General features: G+C 69.6%; 16 protein-coding genes. 10 read left to right on the top strand and 6 right to left on the bottom strand.

Annotation, left to right across the window (positions count from 1 at the left end; all coding sequences use genetic code 11):
• Positions 1-316: 316 nt before the first annotated feature.
• Positions 317-862, top strand: a complete 546-nt coding sequence (hpaC, locus tag ABY44_RS17420; protein ID WP_059693798.1) for a 4-hydroxyphenylacetate 3-monooxygenase, reductase component — start codon at positions 317-319, stop codon at positions 860-862.
• 11 nt (positions 863-873) lie between these two features.
• Here the strand turns inward: hpaC and ABY44_RS17425 are convergent, their stop codons facing one another.
• Together ABY44_RS17425 and ABY44_RS17430 are read right to left on the bottom strand one after the other, a co-directional pair.
• The gene (locus tag ABY44_RS17425) at positions 874-2,142 is read right to left on the bottom strand and encodes a YbfB/YjiJ family MFS transporter (RefSeq protein ID WP_060171347.1); all 1,269 of its coding nucleotides are present in this window, start codon (positions 2,140-2,142) and stop codon (positions 874-876) included.
• Positions 2,143-2,325: 183 nt separating this feature from the next.
• Complete coding sequence (locus ABY44_RS17430) at positions 2,326-2,871, bottom strand: RBBP9/YdeN family alpha/beta hydrolase (RefSeq protein WP_060171696.1); 546 nt, start codon at positions 2,869-2,871, stop codon at positions 2,326-2,328.
• 123 nt (positions 2,872-2,994) lie between these two features.
• Between ABY44_RS17430 and ABY44_RS17435 the strand changes: the two genes are divergently transcribed.
• From ABY44_RS17435 to ABY44_RS17445, 3 genes are all read left to right on the top strand, one after another.
• A complete protein-coding gene (locus tag ABY44_RS17435; protein WP_027790822.1) occupies positions 2,995-3,450 on the top strand; it encodes an Lrp/AsnC family transcriptional regulator in 456 nt (151 codons plus the stop codon).
• A gap of 338 nt (positions 3,451-3,788) precedes the next feature.
• Complete coding sequence (locus ABY44_RS17440) at positions 3,789-3,911, top strand: hypothetical protein (protein ID WP_021158412.1); 123 nt, start codon at positions 3,789-3,791, stop codon at positions 3,909-3,911.
• Positions 3,912-3,969: 58 nt separating this feature from the next.
• Positions 3,970-4,923, top strand: coding sequence for a leucyl aminopeptidase (aminopeptidase T) (locus ABY44_RS17445; protein WP_027790821.1), 954 nt, complete (start codon positions 3,970-3,972; stop codon positions 4,921-4,923).
• 16 nt (positions 4,924-4,939) lie between these two features.
• On the opposite strand, the gene ABY44_RS17450 is transcribed toward ABY44_RS17445, so the two are convergent.
• Complete coding sequence (locus tag ABY44_RS17450; RefSeq protein WP_059693755.1) at positions 4,940-5,449, bottom strand: GNAT family N-acetyltransferase; 510 nt, start codon at positions 5,447-5,449, stop codon at positions 4,940-4,942.
• A 55-nt stretch (positions 5,450-5,504) separates the two neighbouring features.
• Positions 5,505-6,536 (bottom strand): AraC family transcriptional regulator, encoded by a 1,032-nt coding sequence (locus ABY44_RS17455; protein WP_060171349.1) that lies wholly within the window; start codon positions 6,534-6,536, stop codon positions 5,505-5,507.
• 296 nt (positions 6,537-6,832) lie between these two features.
• Here ABY44_RS17455 and ABY44_RS17460 point away from each other — a divergent pair, with 296 nt between their 5' ends.
• The 4 genes from ABY44_RS17460 (at position 6,833) to ABY44_RS17475 (ending at position 11,978) form a co-directional block, all read left to right on the top strand.
• The gene (locus ABY44_RS17460) at positions 6,833-8,542 is read left to right on the top strand and encodes a GMC family oxidoreductase (RefSeq protein WP_060171351.1); all 1,710 of its coding nucleotides are present in this window, start codon (positions 6,833-6,835) and stop codon (positions 8,540-8,542) included.
• Entirely contained in the window at positions 8,529-10,979 is a 2,451-nt protein-coding gene (locus ABY44_RS17465; protein WP_060171352.1) for a flavin-containing monooxygenase, read from the top strand. The genes ABY44_RS17460 and ABY44_RS17465 overlap by 14 nt, the downstream gene beginning before the upstream one ends.
• A gap of 340 nt (positions 10,980-11,319) precedes the next feature.
• The gene (locus ABY44_RS17470; RefSeq protein ID WP_048020341.1) at positions 11,320-11,652 is read left to right on the top strand and encodes a type II toxin-antitoxin system RelE/ParE family toxin; all 333 of its coding nucleotides are present in this window, start codon (positions 11,320-11,322) and stop codon (positions 11,650-11,652) included.
• Positions 11,649-11,978 carry a DNA-binding protein gene (locus ABY44_RS17475; RefSeq protein WP_011356110.1) on the top strand — a complete coding sequence of 110 codons (330 nt, stop codon included), beginning with the start codon at positions 11,649-11,651 and terminating at the stop codon, positions 11,976-11,978. Before ABY44_RS17470 ends, ABY44_RS17475 begins: the two co-directional genes overlap by 4 nt.
• A 16-nt stretch (positions 11,979-11,994) precedes the next feature.
• On the opposite strand, the gene ABY44_RS17480 is transcribed toward ABY44_RS17475, so the two are convergent.
• Together ABY44_RS17480 and ABY44_RS17485 are read right to left on the bottom strand one after the other, a co-directional pair.
• On the bottom strand, positions 11,995-14,013 hold the full coding sequence (locus ABY44_RS17480; protein ID WP_060171354.1) for a VTT domain-containing protein: 2,019 nt from the start codon (positions 14,011-14,013) through the stop codon (positions 11,995-11,997).
• Positions 14,014-14,115: 102 nt separating this feature from the next.
• A complete protein-coding gene (locus ABY44_RS17485) occupies positions 14,116-14,568 on the bottom strand; it encodes a hypothetical protein (protein WP_027790814.1) in 453 nt (150 codons plus the stop codon).
• A gap of 320 nt (positions 14,569-14,888) precedes the next feature.
• Between ABY44_RS17485 and ABY44_RS17490 the strand changes: the two genes are divergently transcribed.
• Together ABY44_RS17490 and ABY44_RS17495 are read left to right on the top strand one after the other, a co-directional pair.
• The gene (locus ABY44_RS17490) at positions 14,889-15,533 is read left to right on the top strand and encodes a response regulator (RefSeq protein WP_027790813.1); all 645 of its coding nucleotides are present in this window, start codon (positions 14,889-14,891) and stop codon (positions 15,531-15,533) included.
• Positions 15,530-17,326 carry an MASE4 domain-containing protein gene (locus ABY44_RS17495; protein ID WP_431641464.1) on the top strand — a complete coding sequence of 599 codons (1,797 nt, stop codon included), beginning with the start codon at positions 15,530-15,532 and terminating at the stop codon, positions 17,324-17,326. Before ABY44_RS17490 ends, ABY44_RS17495 begins: the two co-directional genes overlap by 4 nt.
• The last annotated feature ends 8 nt before the right edge of the window (positions 17,327-17,334 follow it).

The raw sequence follows: 17,334 nt of genomic DNA on the forward strand, positions 1-17,334 counted from the left end.
GCGCCGCATACGGGGGCCGGTTGCCGGCGCGTCGCGCACGTCGTTCGCTGGGGATGTGCGGCACATCATAACGAGCCGAAAACCCGCTGAAAACCCCTTCACGGGCCGCACGAACGCACATTCCCGGTTTTTTTCGCGCGTCGCGCCGCGTCCCTAGGTAGAACCTTTAGACGCGTTGGCGAGAACGCCATCTCCATCGTCAATCGTGCGAATGGTCGCCAGCCTTTTCGCGACGTACGCTTGGGTCATCGTCGGCGATCAGGCGCTGCACCCGCAGCGCCGCACGATCGCCGCTCTCGTCCAACCAGGAGCGCCCATGTCTTCCACGACCGATATCCAGCGACCGGCACGCGTCGAGCCGACCGACGCGCAGAAGGCCTTCCGGCAAGCGATGGCCCACCTCGGCGCGGCCGTCAACGTGATCACCACCGCCGGGCCGCACGGCCGCTGCGGGATCACCGCGAGCGCCGTGTGCTCCGTCACCGACACGCCGCCGACGCTGCTCGTGTGCCTCAACCGGTCGAGCGCGATGCATGCGACGTTCGAACGCAATCGCCACGTCTGCATCAACGTGCTGCCGGCCGAACACGAACAGCTCGCGCGACACTTCGCGGGGCTCACCGAGCTGCCGATGGACCGGCGCTTCGAACTGCCCGGGTGGGATCGCGGCGAGCAGGACGTGCCCGTGCTGCGCGACGCGCTCGCGAGCCTGCAGGGCACGATCGCCGACATGAAGGAAGTCGGGTCGCATTCGGTGATGTTCATCGAGGCGACGTCGATCCGCGTGCGCGACGACGGCGACAGCCTGATCTACTTCGGCCGTGCGTTTCATCGCGTGTCGCGCACGGCGTGCGTGCGGTGAACCGCGCGTGACTACGCGGCGGCCCGCAACGCGCGCTGCCCGGCCGCGAGCGCGGCACCCGCGAACAGCGTTAGCGCCGAATACACGAGCCCGCGCGCGAGCCCCGCGCTGTCCGACACCCAGCCGATCGCGACCGGCCCGGCAATCTGCCCGAATGCAAAGACCGTCGTGAACGCGCTGATCCCTTTCGCCCAGCCGTCGGGCGGCAGGTTGTGGCGCACGAAGGCCGTCGTCGACGCGACGGCCGACAGGAACGTCGCGCCGAACAGCACGCCCGACGCGAACGCGGCAACCGGATGCACGAACATCGCCGGCATCAGCGTCGCGATGCCGAGCAGCGCATTGAGCACGGCCAGCGCCTGGCCGCCGCGCATCCGGTCGAGCAGCCCCGACCACAGCCGTGCCGAGACGACGGTCGCGACGCCGAGCATCACGTAGAACGCGGCGACCACCGTGCCGCTCATTCCCGCGCCGCGCAGCAGCGCGACGATGAACGTCATGTAGCCGATGTAGCCGACGCCGAACAGGCCGTAGCCGGCCAGCGCGAGGGCGAAACGCACGAGGCTCGCGGTCGCGGCCGGCACCGCACCGTCGCGCGGCGCGGCGGGTGCCGCGTGCACACGCTCGATGCGGCGCGCGGCCGACACGGCCACCGCCGAGAACAGCACGCATGCGAACGCGAGCGCGAACCACGCGGGCTGCCAGCCATGTACGCCCTGCGCGAGCGTCGCCGGCACGAGCAGCGACGATGCGACGATGCCCCATCCGGTGCCGCCGTAGTAGAGGCCGAGCAGCAGGCCCGCATCGCGCGGCGACGCCGACGCGAGCCGCGCGGCCAGCACGCCGCCGCTGATGAAGATCAGCGCGCTGCCGACGCCGGTCGCGAGCCGCTGCGCGAGCAGCGCGTGCATGCCGGACGTGAGCCCGCACGCGGCCATCAGCAACGCGGTCAGCACGCACCCGGCCGCGAGCAGTGTGCCCGCGCGCCAGCGCCGCGACAGCAACGGAAACACGAGCGCACCGATCAGGTAGCCGGCCGCGTTCGCCGTGTTCAACGCGCCGGCCTGCGCGAAGGTCCAGTCGAGATCGGCCTTCATCGGCGGCAGCAGCAGCGCATACGAAAAGCGCGCGAGGCCGAGCGCGATCGCGCTGCCGAGCGACAGGCCGATCGCGAGCCGCCACGCGGCCATGCGATCGGGGTCGCGTTCGGGGGTATGGCGGGTCGCGCCGGTGTCCGGCTGCGACGGGCCGGCAGGCTCCGGTTGCGGCGCTGCGCGCATCGCGTGTCTCCTTTGTCGTTCGAAGCCGGGGGAGTCGACGCGACGGAACCGGCGTTTCTCACGCACCGGTCCCGACTGTCCGTCGAGGCTTCCGATTCTGTCGACCGATCATACTTGAGCCGTCACGGCCAGGCACGCGCCGGCAGGCAGCACGCGCGGAACGACGGCAGCCGCTTGCCGGCGCTAGCGCGGCAATCCGGCCACGAAGGCCGTCAGCAACGCACGCCCCTCCGGCCATTGCGCCAATCCCGCTTCCGCATTCAGGTGGCCGCGCGGGCCGAGCCGCAGCGGCGTCGCGCCACGTTCGCTCGCCCATGCGATGCCGCGCCCGGACGGGTCGTACCCGTCGTCCGAACTGGCGATCGCCAGCACCGGCAAACCGCCGAAATCGCCGCCCGGCACGTTCGCGAACGCACGCGCCGCGGCCGGAAAACGCGGGCCGCCCGGATCGGGCACCGCAACGAGCCATGCGCCGCACACGACACGCGCCGACGCCGCGCGCCAGTGCGCGAACAGCAGGCACCCCAGCGAATGGCAGATCAACACCGGCGCCGCCGCGGCTTGCGCGACGGCTTCATCCAGCGCCGCCATCCAGTCACGCAGGTCGGGGGCATCCCATGACGCAGGCGCCATGCGGATGGCGCCCGGAATCGCGGCCTCCCAGTGGCTCTGCCAATGATCCGGTCCCGAGTTGCCGATCCCCGGCACGATCACGATCGTTTGGTCCATCTCCATCTCCGTCTCCATGAACAGGCGAGCGCTCAGTCTGGTCTGCCGGAAACCGGCCGGGAATGGCAAGTCATCGGTTATTGAGACAATATGCCGATGAATTAACGGAGCGGGAGAACGGACATGTCGAATGGAGAGCTCGATCGCCTGGATCTTTCGATCCTCGAGGCACTACAGGAAAACGCGCGGATGCCGCTGTCCGAGGTGGGCCGGCGCATCGGGCTGTCGCAGCCTGCGACGTCGGAGCGCGTCAAGCGGCTGGAAGAACGCGGCATCATCGCCGGCTACGGCGCGCGCATCGACCCCGCGGCGCTGGGGTTGGGGATGATGGCCATCATCCGGCTGAAGACGACACACGAACACATCAAGCCCGCGCTGCGCGCATTCGCCGAGATGCCGCACGTCATCGAGGTCCACCGGATGACCGGCGAGGATTGCTTCTTGCTGAAGGTACTCGTGCCGACACCGGGGCAACTGGAAACCATCATCGACGCGATTGCCCGTTTCGGCGCGGTCACGACGTCGCTGGTGCTCCGCTCCGAGCCGGTCAAACCGCTTGGCAAGGCGCTGCTCGGCTGACACGGCATCGGGCCGCCGCCACGCCCGCGCCACGATCGAGGCCATCGAATTCCCGATAAAAATTCGCCGAATGCAATGCATCGATTCCGAGTCATTTCATTGAAAAAATGACTTGGAATACGTCACACCCTTTACCCGCGTTTTACCGCGCGCGCCTCGTCAATCCCCGTTGTTTAGCATGCCGAGGCTAAAATCCTTGCAACGCATTGCATTCGTAAATTCGTCAGACTAATATCAACGCCACTCATCCGGCATTCACGAAATGCCTGATGAGGAGTGGCAACTTTTTAGCCGCGCTTTCATGTTGAAACACTCATGTTCACCACAGGAGAATTGACATGCAGGACACCCAGCAGATCGAATTGCTTGACTGGATGCAGGAAGACACGCACCCCGAGGCCATCGACATGATGGTCGAGGACGCCGTGGTGCCGTTCGGCACCGCGCTCTGGCCGGTCTGAGCGGGCCACCCGTTCTCGCGGAAGGGCCGCGGCCCTTCCGCCGCTTCCGGAGACACGCATGCTGAACCTGCACCGCGCACTCGGCTTCCACCCCGCGCTGCGCGACAAACTGGCGCGCGGCGAATCGGGAAAACTGCTGGTCGGCCACGACACCCGCAACCGCGACATCGCGTTGCGCGCATTTGCCGCCCTGCCCGATTCACTCGACGCCACGACCCTCTGCCTCGAAAGCACCCCGCCCGCCGATATCACCGCCGCACTCGATGAAGCCGACCTGTTCGTGCTGCTGTACGACTCGTCGTGCCTGCCGACACCGTCGCCGAGCGGGCCGCCGTTCCTCGCCGCGATCCGCCCGGCGATCGTCGAGCACTGGAGCAAGTCGGTGCTGTTCAAGGATTACGGCCCGCATCTCGACGAGGCGTTCGCCGAATCGCTCGACGACATCGCGGCACGCAACGGTCGGCTGATCGACGCGGCCGCGCGCGCATCGCAGATCCGCTTCATCGACGAAGCCGGGAACACGCTGACGGGCTCGCTCGCGCCGGACCAGAAATGGACGAGCGTGGACGGAATGGGCAACCTCGACGTCGTGCCCGGCGAGATCGCGACGCACGTGACCGATCTCAACGGCACGATCGTCTTCAGCGGCACGTTTCTCGGCACCGTGCCGTTCGCGATCAAGTACAAGGTGGCCGAGCGGCTCGCGACGCTGCAGGTCGAGAACAGCACGATCGTCGGTTTCGATACCGACGACACGGGCTTCCGGCGCGATTTCTCGGCCTATCTCGACCGGCATCCGAATCACCGGCGGATCGAGGAATTCGGCATCGGCACGAACCTCGGCATTCGCGGGCTGTACGGCCGCAATGCGGGGTTCGAGGAACGTCATCCGGGCCTGCACCTCGGGCTCGGCGGCGGCGAAAACGGCAGCCACCATCTCGACCTGATCTTCGCGCGCGGCACGCTCGCGCTCGACGACCGGATCGTGTTCGACGGCGCGTTCGCCGTCTGATTCGCCAGTTGCGCGCTCAGGCTCCGGCGGCAGGTGTGTCGCCGAGCCACTTGAACATCACGAGGCAATCGACGAACCCGAGCCGCGCGTGACGATACGCACGCGGCAGCCGCCCGACGATTTCAAATCCCAGCTTCTGCCACAGCGCGACCGCCACCTCGTTCGTCGAGACGACCGAGTTGAACTGCATCGCGAGGAAACCGCGCTCGCGCGCAACCTGCTGCGAGTGCTCGCACATCAGGCGCGCGACGCCACGACCGCGCGCGGCCTCGCTCACCATGTAGCCGCAATTGCACACGTGATTGCCGGGGCCGGCCGCGTTCGCCTTCAGGTAGTACGAGCCCAGTACCACGCCGTCCTCCTCGGCGATCCACGTGCAGAGCGGCGCATCGAGCCATAACGCGCGCGCCGCTTCGGGTGTCGCATCGGGATCGAATGCATAGGTTTCCCGAGCAGCGACGATGGCGCGATAGGTCGGCCAGAAGCGCGGGAAATCGTCGTCGGTCATCGGGCGAATCGTGATCATGCGGGTTCTCTCTTGATTGGAATGCCGGCAGGACAGCCGGCGATCGTGGCGTGATTCAGGAACGGCCGCCGTCCCGTTGCGCCGCGCTGCGATACGCGCCCGGCGGCACGCCGTACCAGCGCTTGAACGCCTGCGAGAAACTCGACAGGTCGCTGAAGCCGAGCCGCTCGGCCACCTCCGCGAGCGACAGGCGTGCGTCGCCGAGCAGCGTCTCGGCCATCGCGCCGCGCGCCTGCGCGAGCAGCGCCCGGAACGTCGTGCCCTCCTCCTGCAGCCGGCGCTTGAGCGTACGCGGGCTCGTGTTCAGCAGCCGCGCCATGTCCTCGAGCGAGAACGGCGCGGGGCCGGGCGTCGCGCCCAGGTACTGGCGCACCATCTCCGACGTGCCCACCCGCGCGCGCCGCGCTTCGAGCAGCTGGCCGCACATCTGCTCGCACATCGACACCGTCAGCGGATTCGCGTGCGGCAGCGGCCGGTCGAGCAACGCGCGGTCGAACGCGAGGCTGTTCGCGCGCGCCGAAAAAACCGGTTCGACGCCGGCGATGCGCGGCACCGGCACGGACGGCGCGCGCGTCGCCTGCACCGTGAAGCGCGACAGCTCGAATGCGTCGCCGCCGATTTCCCGCAGCAATACGGCCGCCGCCGTCATGTCGCGCTCGACGAGGAACCGGTTCAGCGCGCCATCGAGTTCCGGCGCGCCGAAACTGAGCACGCACGTGCTGTCCTCTTCACGATACGTGATCACGGTGAACGCATAGGTGAGCGGCAGGAAGCGCATCGCCAGCGCGAGTGCGTCGCGCGCGGTCGCGCTCGCGATCAGCCCGTAGCCCCACACGCCGTACGCGGAGAAGTGGTAGCGCAGGCCGACCTCGAACCCGAGGCCCGGCGCCCGCCCGAGCGCGCGCAGCAGGTTGCCGGTCAGCCGCAGTTCCTGCGCGGCCGTCACCTCGACCTTCGGATCGTCGAGCTGAGCGTTGGCGAGCCCCGTGCCGGCCAGCAGCGTCGCGTGCGGCACGCCGCGTTCGTCGCCGAAATCGACCAGCAGCCGGGCGCTGGCCGGACTCCGGGTGAAGTCCCAGAAGCTCATGCGGAGAAACCCTCGAAGCGCCGATTTGGCCCAAATACTAAAACAATTGTCCCGAAGCAGCATTGGTGTTTTCCCATGCGGCCAGCACCATCGGCGTCATCCAGTCGTCGCCCGAACGACGCCAACGCCCCCGGAGGAGACACCATGCGACGCAGTCGCCCGACCGATCCCGCAGCCCGCTTCGCACGCCGGCGCGCCGTGCCTGCACGAACCCTTGCCCCTGCCCGGCCAAGCGCCGGCCGCCCGTGCGCGCTGCCGCACCCCGCCTGATCCATCGACCATCGGAGGATGAACCCATGAGCAGGACTTTCGACTACATCGTCGTCGGCGGCGGGTCGGGCGGCTGCGTCGTCGCCGGGCGGCTGACCGAGGACCCGGCCGTGACCGTCTGCGTGCTCGAGGCCGGCGGCCGCGGCGACGGCACGCTCGTCAACGTGCCGACCGGCGCGGTCGCGATGATGCCGACCCGCGTGAACAACTGGGCCTTCGACACGGTGCCGCAGCGCGGCCTCGGCGGGCGCATCGGCTACCAGCCGCGCGGCAAGGCGCTGGGCGGTTCGTCGGCCATCAACGCGATGGTCTATATCCGCGGCCATCGCATCGACTACGACGGCTGGGCCGCGCTCGGCAACGAAGGCTGGGCCTACGACGACGTGCTGCCGTACTTCCGCCTGAGCGAGCACAACGAGCGCTTCGACGATGCGTGGCACGGCCGCGACGGCCCGCTGTGGGTAAGCGACCTGCGCACCGGCAACCCGTTCCATGGGCGCTACCTGGAAGCGGCGCAACAGGCCGGCCTGCCGCTCACCGACGATTTCAACGGCGCGCAGCAGGAAGGCATCGGCATCTACCAGGTCACGCAGAAGCACGGCGAACGGTGGAGCGCGGCGCGTGCGTACCTCTTGCCGTACATCGGCCGCCGCGACAACCTGACGGTCGAGACCCACGCGCAGGTGCTGCGCATCCTGTTCGACGGCACGCGCGCGACCGGCGTCGAAGTCCGGCAGCACGGCGAGGTCCGCACACTGCGCGCCCGGCGTGAAGTCGTGCTCGCGGCCGGCGCGCTGCAAACGCCGCAACTGCTGATGCTGTCGGGCGTCGGCCCGGGCAGCGAACTCCGGCAACGGGGCATCGCGGTGCACGCCGACCTGCCCGGCGTCGGCCGCAACCTGCAGGATCATCCGGATTTCATCTTCGGCTACCGCACGCGCAGCGTCGACACGATGGGCGTATCCGCGCGCGGCGGCATGCGCATGCTGCGCGAGCTCACGCGCTTTCGCCGCGAGCGGCGCGGCATGCTGACGTCGAATTTCGCGGAAGGCGGCGGTTTCCTGAAGACCCGCGCGGACCTCGACGCACCGGACATCCAGCTGCACTTCGTCGTCGCGCTCGTCGACGATCACGCGCGCAAGCTGCACGCCGGCCACGGGCTGTCGTGCCACGTGTGCCTGCTGCGGCCGCGCAGCCGCGGCTCGGTCACGCTCGACAGCGCCGATCCGCTCGCGGCACCGCGCATCGACCCCGCGTTCTTCGACGATCCGCGCGACCTCGACGACATGGTCGCGGGCTTCCGGCTCACACGGCGGCTGATGGAAGCGCCGGCGCTCGCCAGCTGGACCACGGGCGACCTGTTCACCACGAACGTCGACACCGACGATGAAATCCGCGACGTGCTGCGGCGGCGTACCGACACCGTGTACCACCCGGTCGGCACGTGCCGGATGGGGCACGACACGCTCGCCGTCGTCGATCCGCAGCTGCGCGTGCGCGGCCTGCAGGGGCTGCGCATCGTCGATGCGTCGGTCATGCCGACGCTCGTCGGCGGCAACACCAACGCACCGACGATCATGATCGCCGAGAAGGCCGTCGACCTGATTCGCGGCGTGTGCCGCACGCCAGCACGGCCGCAGCGCGAAACCGTCAGGACAGCGACGGATTCCGCTCCCGCTTCGCACGCCGCGCACGAAGCCGTCCAGCCTGAGGAGACCCGCCATGTCGTCGCGTGACGCTGCCCGCCTGACCGAATCCACCGCACCGCTCGCGGCGATCATCATCGGCGCCGGCTTCGCCGGCATCGGCATGGCCATTGCGCTGCAACGTGCCGGCATCCACGATTTCGCGATCGTCGAACGCTCGCACGACGTCGGCGGCGTGTGGCGCGACAACAGCTACCCGGGCGCCGCGTGCGACGTGCCCTCGCACCTGTACTCGTTTTCGTTCGAGCCCAACCCGGCCTGGTCGCGCGTGTTCGCACCGCAGCCCGAAATCCATGCGTACCTCCAGCATTGCGCGCACAAGTACGGCCTCGCGCGCTACCTGCGCTTCGGCGCCGACGTCGCGCATGCGCGTTACGACGAAGCCGCCGCGCTGTGGCGCGTCACGCTCGCCGACGGCACGACACTCAGCGCCGCCGTGCTCGTCAGCGGCACCGGGCAGCTGAGCCGCCCCGCGATGCCCGACCTGCCCGGCATCGACACGTTCCGCGGCCGCGCATTCCACTCCGCGCACTGGGATCACGACTATGCGCTCGCCGGCAAGCGCGTGGCGGTGGTCGGCACCGGTGCGTCGGCGATCCAGTTCGTCCCCGCGATCGCCGGCGACGTGCAGCGCCTGACCGTATTCCAGCGTTCGCCGGCCTACGTGATGCCGCGCCCCGACCGCGCGTACCGCCCGTGGGAGAAGGCGCTGTTCCGCACGCTTCCGTGGGCGATGAAGCTGCATCGCGCATCGATCTACCTGCGCTACGAATCGCGCGCGATCGCGTTCACGCGCCTGCACCGGTTGATGAAGGTCGCGGTCGGCCGGCCGTTCCGCAAGCTGCTCGCGCGCGACGTGCCGGACGCCGCGTTGCGCGCACGGCTCACGCCCGACTACCCGATCGGCTGCAAGCGCATCCTGCTGTCGAGCGACTACCTGGCCGCGATGAGCCGCGACAACGTCGAACTCGTCACGCAGCGGATCCGGCGCGTGACGGAGCGCGGCATCGAGACCGTCGACGGCGTGCATCATCCGGTCGATGCCATCGTCTACGGCACGGGGTTCGCGGCGACCGAGTTCCTGTCGCCGATGCGCATCACGGGCCGCGACGGGCTCGACCTGAACGACGCATGGCGGCGCGGCGCGCAGGCGTATCTCGGGCTTACCGTGCCCGGTTTTCCGAACTTCTTCATGCTGTACGGCCCGAACACCAATCTCGGCCACAACTCGATCGTCTACATGCTCGAAAGCCAGATCGCGCACGTGATGCGCTGCCTGCACGCGATGCGGCGCAACGGCGCACGCGAGATCGACGTCGACGCGCGCCGCTACCGGCGCTTCAACGCGCATGTGCAGCAGCGGCTCGAAGGATCGGTGTGGAACAGTTGCAAGAGCTGGTATGTCGATGCATCGGGACACAACAGCACGAACTGGCCGGGCTTCACGCTGACCTACCGGTGGATCACCCGTTTCACCGGGATGTCCGCCTACCGTTTCACGCATCCGGCGCCCGAATCGGTTGCCCCGACACGCGACGTCGTAGTCGCGCCACCCGCCGGCCCGCTGGAGGCGCTCACGGCCGCCTCGCTGCGCGGTTTCCTGCGCGTGGCGTTCCGGCCGCTGATCGGGCCGCCGTTCGGCGCACGCATGCAACGCCGCGTCGTCGCGCTGCTGTCGCCGCTGATGCCCGGCACGGGCGGCACGCTGCGCTACCGTACGCACGCGCACCGCGTGCCGGTCGAAGTGGTTGCGCCGAAACGCGGCGACACGGGCGGCGCGATCCTCTATCTGCACGGCGGCGCATTCTGCCTCGGCGGGCCGCATACGCATCGCGGCGTGACGACGCGGCTCGCGAACGATGCCGGCCTGCCGGTGTGGGTGCCCGATTACCGGCTGGCCCCCGAGCATCCGGGCCCGGCCGCGCTCGACGATGCGCTGGCCGTCTATGACGCGATGCGCGCGCAGGGTCACGCTCCGCACCGGATCGCGATCGCGGGCGATTCGGCCGGCGGTGCGCTGGCGCTGGCACTGGCCATCGCGCTGCGCGAGCGCGGCGAGCCCGCCGCCGCCGCGTTGCTGCTGATCTCGCCCGTGACCGATCCCGCGCTCGGCGGCGCGACGCTGGCCTCGCGCCGCCACGACGATCCGATGATCCGCCGCGGCTGGCTCGAGCAAGGGCTGCGCTGGTATCACGGCGCCGGATCGGCGGCGGCCCGCGGCCCGCTCGATACCGACCTGCGCGGCCTGCCGCCGATGCTCGTCCAGGCCGGCGACCAGGAAGTGCTGCTGTCGGACGCGCAGCGGCTGGCCAGTCACGCGCAGGCCTGCGGCGTGCCGTGCCGGCTGGAGATTCATGCGGCGCGCTGGCATGTGTTTCATCTGCAGTCGTTTTACCTGCGCTCGGCGCGGGACGCGTTGCGCACGCTGGCGGAGTTTGCGTCGGCATGCGTTGCCGCGACGGCATGACGATGCAACGGTAACGCACGAGGATTTTCCGGCGGGCGCGCCGCGCGACGCGCCCGCCGTCGGACTGTTCGCGCACTTGCCTCACGTCCCATTCATGGCGCGTGCCCTCCACACGCGCCATCGACACCGGCCATTCGGCCGAATCGCCACGCCAGGTACCGGATGAAAGAATGATCTTCGTCCGGGAAGCCGGTTTCGCTGCCTGCACGGCAACTGCCACGCATGCGGCGTCCTGTGTCGTTCCGACTCGCCAATGCGCGCACGCCCCTGCGCACACCACCCGGCAACTCGCACGACCGCCTCCTTTCTCATTCCCCCTTTTTGTAGCTTATAAGTTACAATGCTCTCCAAGTTCGAACTTCTTCGCTACCAGCGCGACGATGGTCGCGAGCCCTTCACCGAATGGTTGAACGCCGTGCGCGACAAGCTTGCACAGGCCCGGATTCGCGAACGCCTGCGCCGCGTGCAGACGGGCAACTTCGGCGATTGCGAGCCTGTCGGCGAAGGCGTGATCGAACTGCGCGTCCACGTCGGCGCCGGCTATCGCGTGTATTTCGGGCGGTACGGCGGCGCACTGGTGCTGCTGCTGTCGGGCGGCGACAAAAGCAGCCAACCCGACGACATCAGGCGCGCCAAGGAACACTGGTCGAACTGGAAACGGAGGCAAACATGACCAAGCTCAAAGGTGCGGTATCGCACCACGACGCGGAAGTCGCCGAACTCGGCGCCGACCGCGAACTCGCAGTGGCCTATCTGCGCGTTGCGATGGAGTCGCTCGACGATCCCGACAACCGCGCGGCCGGCCTGCTCGCGCTGCGCACCGTCGCGGAAGCGTACGGCGGGCTCGGCGCGGTCGCGGCCGAAGCCGGCATCAGCCGCGAATCGCTGTACCGCACGCTGTCCCCCAACGGCAACCCGACGCTGAAAACGCTGCTCGCGGTGCTCAAGACTGTCGGCTTGCGCCTGTCCGTCGTCCCCGCGCAGCCGGCGCACGCGTAAGCGGCGCACGGCCCGCTCACGGCCTGACCATCCATACCAGCAGCATCTCGGCCGGCGCGGCCGTCGTCCCCGCCGGCGGATGCCCGATCGTCGGCTCGACCGCCAGCGCCTTCGCAATCGACGCCGCATCGTCGATCGTCGTCGAGCGCACGATCGTCATCAGCCGCGCCGGCCGATGCAGCGTCTCGCGATACAGCGCGCCGTACCACAGCGGCCGCATGCCGAGCGCGTCCTGCAACACGTACGGATAACGCCACAGCCGCAGCACGAGGCGGCTTTCCGGCTGGCCCGGATCGACGCGCACGAACACGCGGCGCGTGCTTTCGCCGTGCGTGTAACGCGGCAGCACCGGCAGCGCCTCGGCCGGCGCCTGCGGCAGCAGCCAGCGCAGCGCGGTGGCGGGCGACCACGGCGTCGCGCGCTGCCAGCCGGCCTGCGCGAGATGCCGGTCGAGCGTGTCCGACGTCGCGCTCCATTGCAGCGGCAGATACTCCTCGCGGTCGCCGCCGATCTCGGTGCGCCGCACCGGCACGCGCTGCCACCCGCCGCGCAGCCACTGGTCGACGGTCATCGCGACCACGTCGCCGACATGCGGGCGCGCCGCGCGGTCGAGCTGCCATTGCGCGGGAACCGTCCATACGCCGGCCGTCGCGAGCACCACGGTCACCGCGACGAGCGCGCCCCTCGGCTGCACATGCTCGCGCACGCGCCAGTACGCGTAGGCGCCGGCCAGCAACGCGAACCAGGCCAGCCCGAGGCTCCAGCCGCCCAGCAGGCCCGACAGCCACGTGTCTCCGACATACAGCCGCGCGAAGCCGCCGAGCACGATCCACAGCACCACCGCGGTCACGACCGGGATCCGCCACGGCGCGGGCCGGTCACGCGTCAGCACCCAGCCGAGGCCACTGCTTGCGAGAATCGCGAACGCGGCTTCGGCATCGGGCAGCGGTACGTGCAGCGCGCCGGGCGGCAGGCTCGCGGGCGTCGCGCCGGGTACGCCCGCACCGAACGCCGGCACGAGCAAGACGGCGACGCCGACGGTCGCGAGCCACCACGCGGCGGTCAGCCAGCAGCGATGGATCATCAGCCAGACGAGAAACGCGGCCGCGACGATCAGCCCCGTATCGTGCCCGTGCAATACGGCAAGCGCGCGCATCATGGCGTCCACCGGCGGCGTGCGCAGGTTCTGCAGGAACGCGTACAGCGCGATGTCAGCGTGCGTCAACGGATCGTTCGCGACGACATCCTGCACAAGGCCCGCGAACAGCCACACGCAGCCGACGAACAGCAGCGCGAGCGCGGGCACCGCGCCCGGCAGGCCGCGCACGTACGCGATCGCGTCGTGCAGCCGCGCGCCGACCCGCGGCCAGCGGTGCGCGCATGCGTGCACCCCTTCGACGAGCGCACGACGCAACAGCGGCCAACCGCGCCGCAGCGCGACGCGCACGCCGATCCACACGAGCGCGACCAGCGCCGCGACGACCAGCAGGATCACGGCGACCCGCACGCTGATCGCCGCGGCCAGCGCGGCCGACGCGCCGAACACGATGCCCGGCGCGACGTGCACGGGCGCCCAGATGAGTGCCGAGACGACGTTGACCGGATAGAACGACCGGCGCGGCAGCGTCGCGCAGCCGACGACGACCGGCACGACCGCACGCACCGGCGCAAGAAAACGTGCGAGCACGATGCTCTTCACGCCATGGCGCAGCACGAACTCCTCGCCGCGCCCGTAGGCGTTCGCATAACCGAAGCGCGCCCATGCGTTGCGGATCATTCCGCGGTAGTGCCGCCCCAGCTCGTAGCTGATGCCGTCGCCGATCACGGCGCCGACTGCCGCGACGCCGATCGTCGTCCAGCCGTCGAGCGCGCCCGCGCCGATCAGCGCACCGGCCGCGAACATCACAGCGCCGGCCGGCACGACCGTGCCGATCAGCGCGATCGCCTCGGCGCACGCGGTCACGAACACGACCGCGAGCACGAGCAGCGGATGCGCGCCGATCGCGCCGATCCACGCGTGGATCGTGTCGCTCATTGCACGCTCCATGGCGAAACGCCCCGGCGTGAGAACACCGGGCCGGCGTTGGCATGGGGAGCGTTCATCGGGCGGTGCGCGCGGTCGCGCCGGCGTGGCGGATCAATCGAACTCGTGCTGCCGCGCGTCGGCCTCGAGCGGCGCGTCGTGGTAGCCGACCGTCGCGATCTCCTGCAGATAGCGCGCGAGAAACGCGCCGATCGATCCGGCGGCCTCGTACTGATGCACGTGGCGAAATTCATGGGTCAGCAGGCGGCGCGTGTCCTGCCCGCGCAGCACGTACACCGCATGACCGAGCGTGAGCCCGATCGTCCCCGGCGACAACAGCCCCGTGTCGCGGGCGATCGCGGCGAGCGTCGGCGTCTCCGGAAACGGCATGCGCTCGACGATCACCACGCGGATCCGCTCCGGCTGGGCGACACCCACCGTGCGCGCGTCGTCGGCCTGCGCCGGCGTCAGCGGCGCACCCTGCGCGATCCCGCGCGCCGCCTCCGCTTCGGCCCACGCGACGGCGGCAGGCAGTGCGGACGGCAGGATATCGGCAAGATCGATCATCACGGGGCTCCTCGTTAGTGTCGTGGCATCGGGCACCAGTTTAGTCCCGAATCCGGGCGGTTCGCGGGGCGGCTGGCGACCCGCCGCGCCGCCCGGTTCCCGCCGCCGCGACCACCCGGGAATACCCTGATTCGCGCCCGCCCCGCCGCGTATGTTTTCTCGGGAATTATTTCGTTTCAGTGCACATTCATCGAAAACCTGTCTCGAAAATTTACCGGATGTGTATCGTTTTCGGATTCGGCGGAATATATTGGTCAGAAGAACGGCCGCGGCGACCACCGGACAGCAGGGCGCGGCGTCATCCCGAAGAGGATCGCTAGATGATCAGGGTAATTCTGGCTGACGATCACGCAGTCATGCGAGACGGACTGCGTCACATCCTGGAAACGGCCGGCGGTTTCGAAATCGTCGGCGAGGCAAGCGACGGCTCGGCCACGCTCGCGCTGGTCGAGCGCGGTACCGCCGACGTGCTGCTGCTCGACCTGTCGATGCCCGCGCCGACCGGGATCGAGCTGATCCGGCTGGTGAAGCACCACGCGCCGTCGCTGCGCATGCTCGTGCTGACGATGCACGCGGAGGCGCAATACGCGGCGCGCGCGTTCAAGGCCGGCGCAACCGGCTACCTGACGAAGGACAGCGCGACCGCCGAGCTCGTGGAGGCGGTCGGCAAGGTCGCGGCGGGCGGCGTCTACGTGAGCCCGTCGGCGGCCGAAAGCCTCGCGCTCACGCTGCGCGCGCCGGCCGCGGCACTGCCGCACGAACGGCTGTCCGCGCGCGAGCTCGACGTGATGCGCCGCATCGTCGCCGGCCAGACCGTCACGCAGATCGCGACCGAACTCGCGCTGAGCGCGAAGACGGTCAGCACCTACAAGACACGGATCCTCGAGAAGATGGAACTGCCGCACGAAGCCGCGCTGGTCCGCTACGCGGTGCGCCACGACCTCGACCCCGGCGGCGACGCATGACGGCCGCCTTCCACCTCCCGCCCTCCCCCCCGGACGACGACACCTCCGACGCGTCGCGCCTGTTCATGTCGTCGCTGCCGCCGGGCCGGCGCGAACGGCGGCTCGCGCTCGCGACCGTGCTCGTGTCCGCGGTGATCTTCGCCGCGCTTGCGCCCTTCGCGGGCAGGCCGCTTGCGCCGGGCTGGGCGTTCATCCCCGTGTACCAGTCGGCGATCGTCGTCAACGACATGGTGACGGCCGGCCTGCTGCTCGGCCAGTACGCGATCCTGCGCGAGAAGCCGCTGCTCGTGCTCGCGGGCGGCTACCTGTTCACGGGCTTCATGGCCGGCTCCCACATGCTGACCTTTCCCGGGCTGTTCGCGCCGACCGGCCTGCTCGGCGCCGGCGACCAGACCACCGCCTGGCTCTACCTGTTCTGGCACGGCGGCTTCCCGCTGGCGGTCGCCGCGTACGCGCTGCTGCGCGCGGCATCGCCTGCCGCGGGCCCGATCCCGGCTCCGCAACGCCGCGCGGCGATTCCCGTGGTGCTGTGCATCGCGGCCGCGCTCGGCGCGACGGCCGCGCTCGCGCTGCTCGCGACGGCCGGCCACGACCTGCTGCCGCGCATCATGAACGGCAACCGGATGGCCGCGACGATGACGAACGCGATCACGATCGTCTGGGGGCTGAACCTGGTGGCGCTGATGCTGATGTGGCAGCGGCGGCGGCGGCATTCCGTGCTCGACCTGTGGGTGATGACGGTGCTCGTCGCGTGGCTGTTCGACATCGCGCTGTCGGCGATGCTGAATCACGGGCGCTACGATCTCGGCTTCTACGCGGGGCGCGCGTACGGTCTGGTCGCGTCCGGCGTCGTGCTGTTCGCGATGCTGTTCGAAAACGGCCGACTGCATGCGCAGACGGTGCGCGCGCTGGCCGGCGCGCGCTACCAGCATCTGCTCGTCGTGCAGAAGAGCGCGCAATTGAACGACGCGAACGAGCGGCTCGAACAGCGCGTTGCCGCACGCACCGCGCAACTGAGCGCGTCGAACCGCGACCTGCGGCGCGAAGTCGAGGAACGCGTGCGCGCCGAGCGAGCGCTGCAGGCGTCGCGCGAGGAGCTGCGCGAGATCGCCGCGATCAGCGCGAGCGCTCGCGAAGCCGAGCAGCGCCGCATCGCACGCGAGCTGCACGACGAACTCGCGCAGACACTCGCGACGCTGAAGAACGATCTGGAATGGCTGATCGATCGCGTGCCGCAGGACGATGCACTGCTGGCGCGCAAGATCGCGGCGATGCACACGCTGGCGCGCGGCGCGGTGGCCGCGACGCGCCGCATCGCGTCTGACCTGCGCCCGCTGATGCTCGACGATCTCGGCTTCGCCGCCGCGATGCAATGGCTCGTGGAGGATTTCCGGCACCGTCACGGCATCGAATGCGCGCTGCATGTCGACCCGCCCGAACTGCAACTCGACGAGCCTTACGCGACGGCGGTGTTCCGCATCGCCCAGGAAGCGCTCGCGAACGTCGCACGGCACGCGGCCGCGTCGCATGCGAACGTCGCGCTCGTGCAGGCGAACCAGGCGATCGAGCTGACGATTCGCGACGACGGCGCGGGATTCGATCCCGGCGTGCCGCGCAAATCGGGATCGTTCGGGCTGGTCGGGTTACGCGAGCGTGCGTATCTCGTTGGCGGCACGCTGCGGATCGCAACGACGCTCGGCGAGGGGACGACGATCGAGGTCGAGATTCCGCTGTCGCCTGCGCCTGCTGCGGTCGCGCATGGCGGGAATGGAGGTTCGAGGATCGATCGCTGATCGAGGCG

The organism is Burkholderia sp. ZZQ-2 (assembly GCF_050768715.1).
GTDB classification, from domain to species: Bacteria; Pseudomonadota; Gammaproteobacteria; order Burkholderiales; family Burkholderiaceae; genus Burkholderia; species Burkholderia cepacia.

Coding starts and splice junctions, on each gene's coding strand:
- hpaC (WP_059693798.1), top strand. CDS start 317: ATGTCTTCCACGACCGATATCCAGCGACCGGCACGCGTCGAGCCGACC.
- ABY44_RS17425 (WP_060171347.1), bottom strand. CDS start 2,142: ATGCGCGCAGCGCCGCAACCGGAGCCTGCCGGCCCGTCGCAGCCGGAC.
- ABY44_RS17430 (WP_060171696.1), bottom strand. CDS start 2,871: ATGGACCAAACGATCGTGATCGTGCCGGGGATCGGCAACTCGGGACCG.
- ABY44_RS17435 (WP_027790822.1), top strand. CDS start 2,995: ATGTCGAATGGAGAGCTCGATCGCCTGGATCTTTCGATCCTCGAGGCA.
- ABY44_RS17440 (WP_021158412.1), top strand. CDS start 3,789: ATGCAGGACACCCAGCAGATCGAATTGCTTGACTGGATGCAGGAAGAC.
- ABY44_RS17445 (WP_027790821.1), top strand. CDS start 3,970: ATGCTGAACCTGCACCGCGCACTCGGCTTCCACCCCGCGCTGCGCGAC.
- ABY44_RS17450 (WP_059693755.1), bottom strand. CDS start 5,449: ATGATCACGATTCGCCCGATGACCGACGACGATTTCCCGCGCTTCTGG.
- ABY44_RS17455 (WP_060171349.1), bottom strand. CDS start 6,536: ATGAGCTTCTGGGACTTCACCCGGAGTCCGGCCAGCGCCCGGCTGCTG.
- ABY44_RS17460 (WP_060171351.1), top strand. CDS start 6,833: ATGAGCAGGACTTTCGACTACATCGTCGTCGGCGGCGGGTCGGGCGGC.
- ABY44_RS17465 (WP_060171352.1), top strand. CDS start 8,529: ATGTCGTCGCGTGACGCTGCCCGCCTGACCGAATCCACCGCACCGCTC.
- ABY44_RS17470 (WP_048020341.1), top strand. CDS start 11,320: ATGCTCTCCAAGTTCGAACTTCTTCGCTACCAGCGCGACGATGGTCGC.
- ABY44_RS17475 (WP_011356110.1), top strand. CDS start 11,649: ATGACCAAGCTCAAAGGTGCGGTATCGCACCACGACGCGGAAGTCGCC.
- ABY44_RS17480 (WP_060171354.1), bottom strand. CDS start 14,013: ATGAGCGACACGATCCACGCGTGGATCGGCGCGATCGGCGCGCATCCG.
- ABY44_RS17485 (WP_027790814.1), bottom strand. CDS start 14,568: ATGATCGATCTTGCCGATATCCTGCCGTCCGCACTGCCTGCCGCCGTC.
- ABY44_RS17490 (WP_027790813.1), top strand. CDS start 14,889: ATGATCAGGGTAATTCTGGCTGACGATCACGCAGTCATGCGAGACGGA.
- ABY44_RS17495 (WP_431641464.1), top strand. CDS start 15,530: ATGACGGCCGCCTTCCACCTCCCGCCCTCCCCCCCGGACGACGACACC.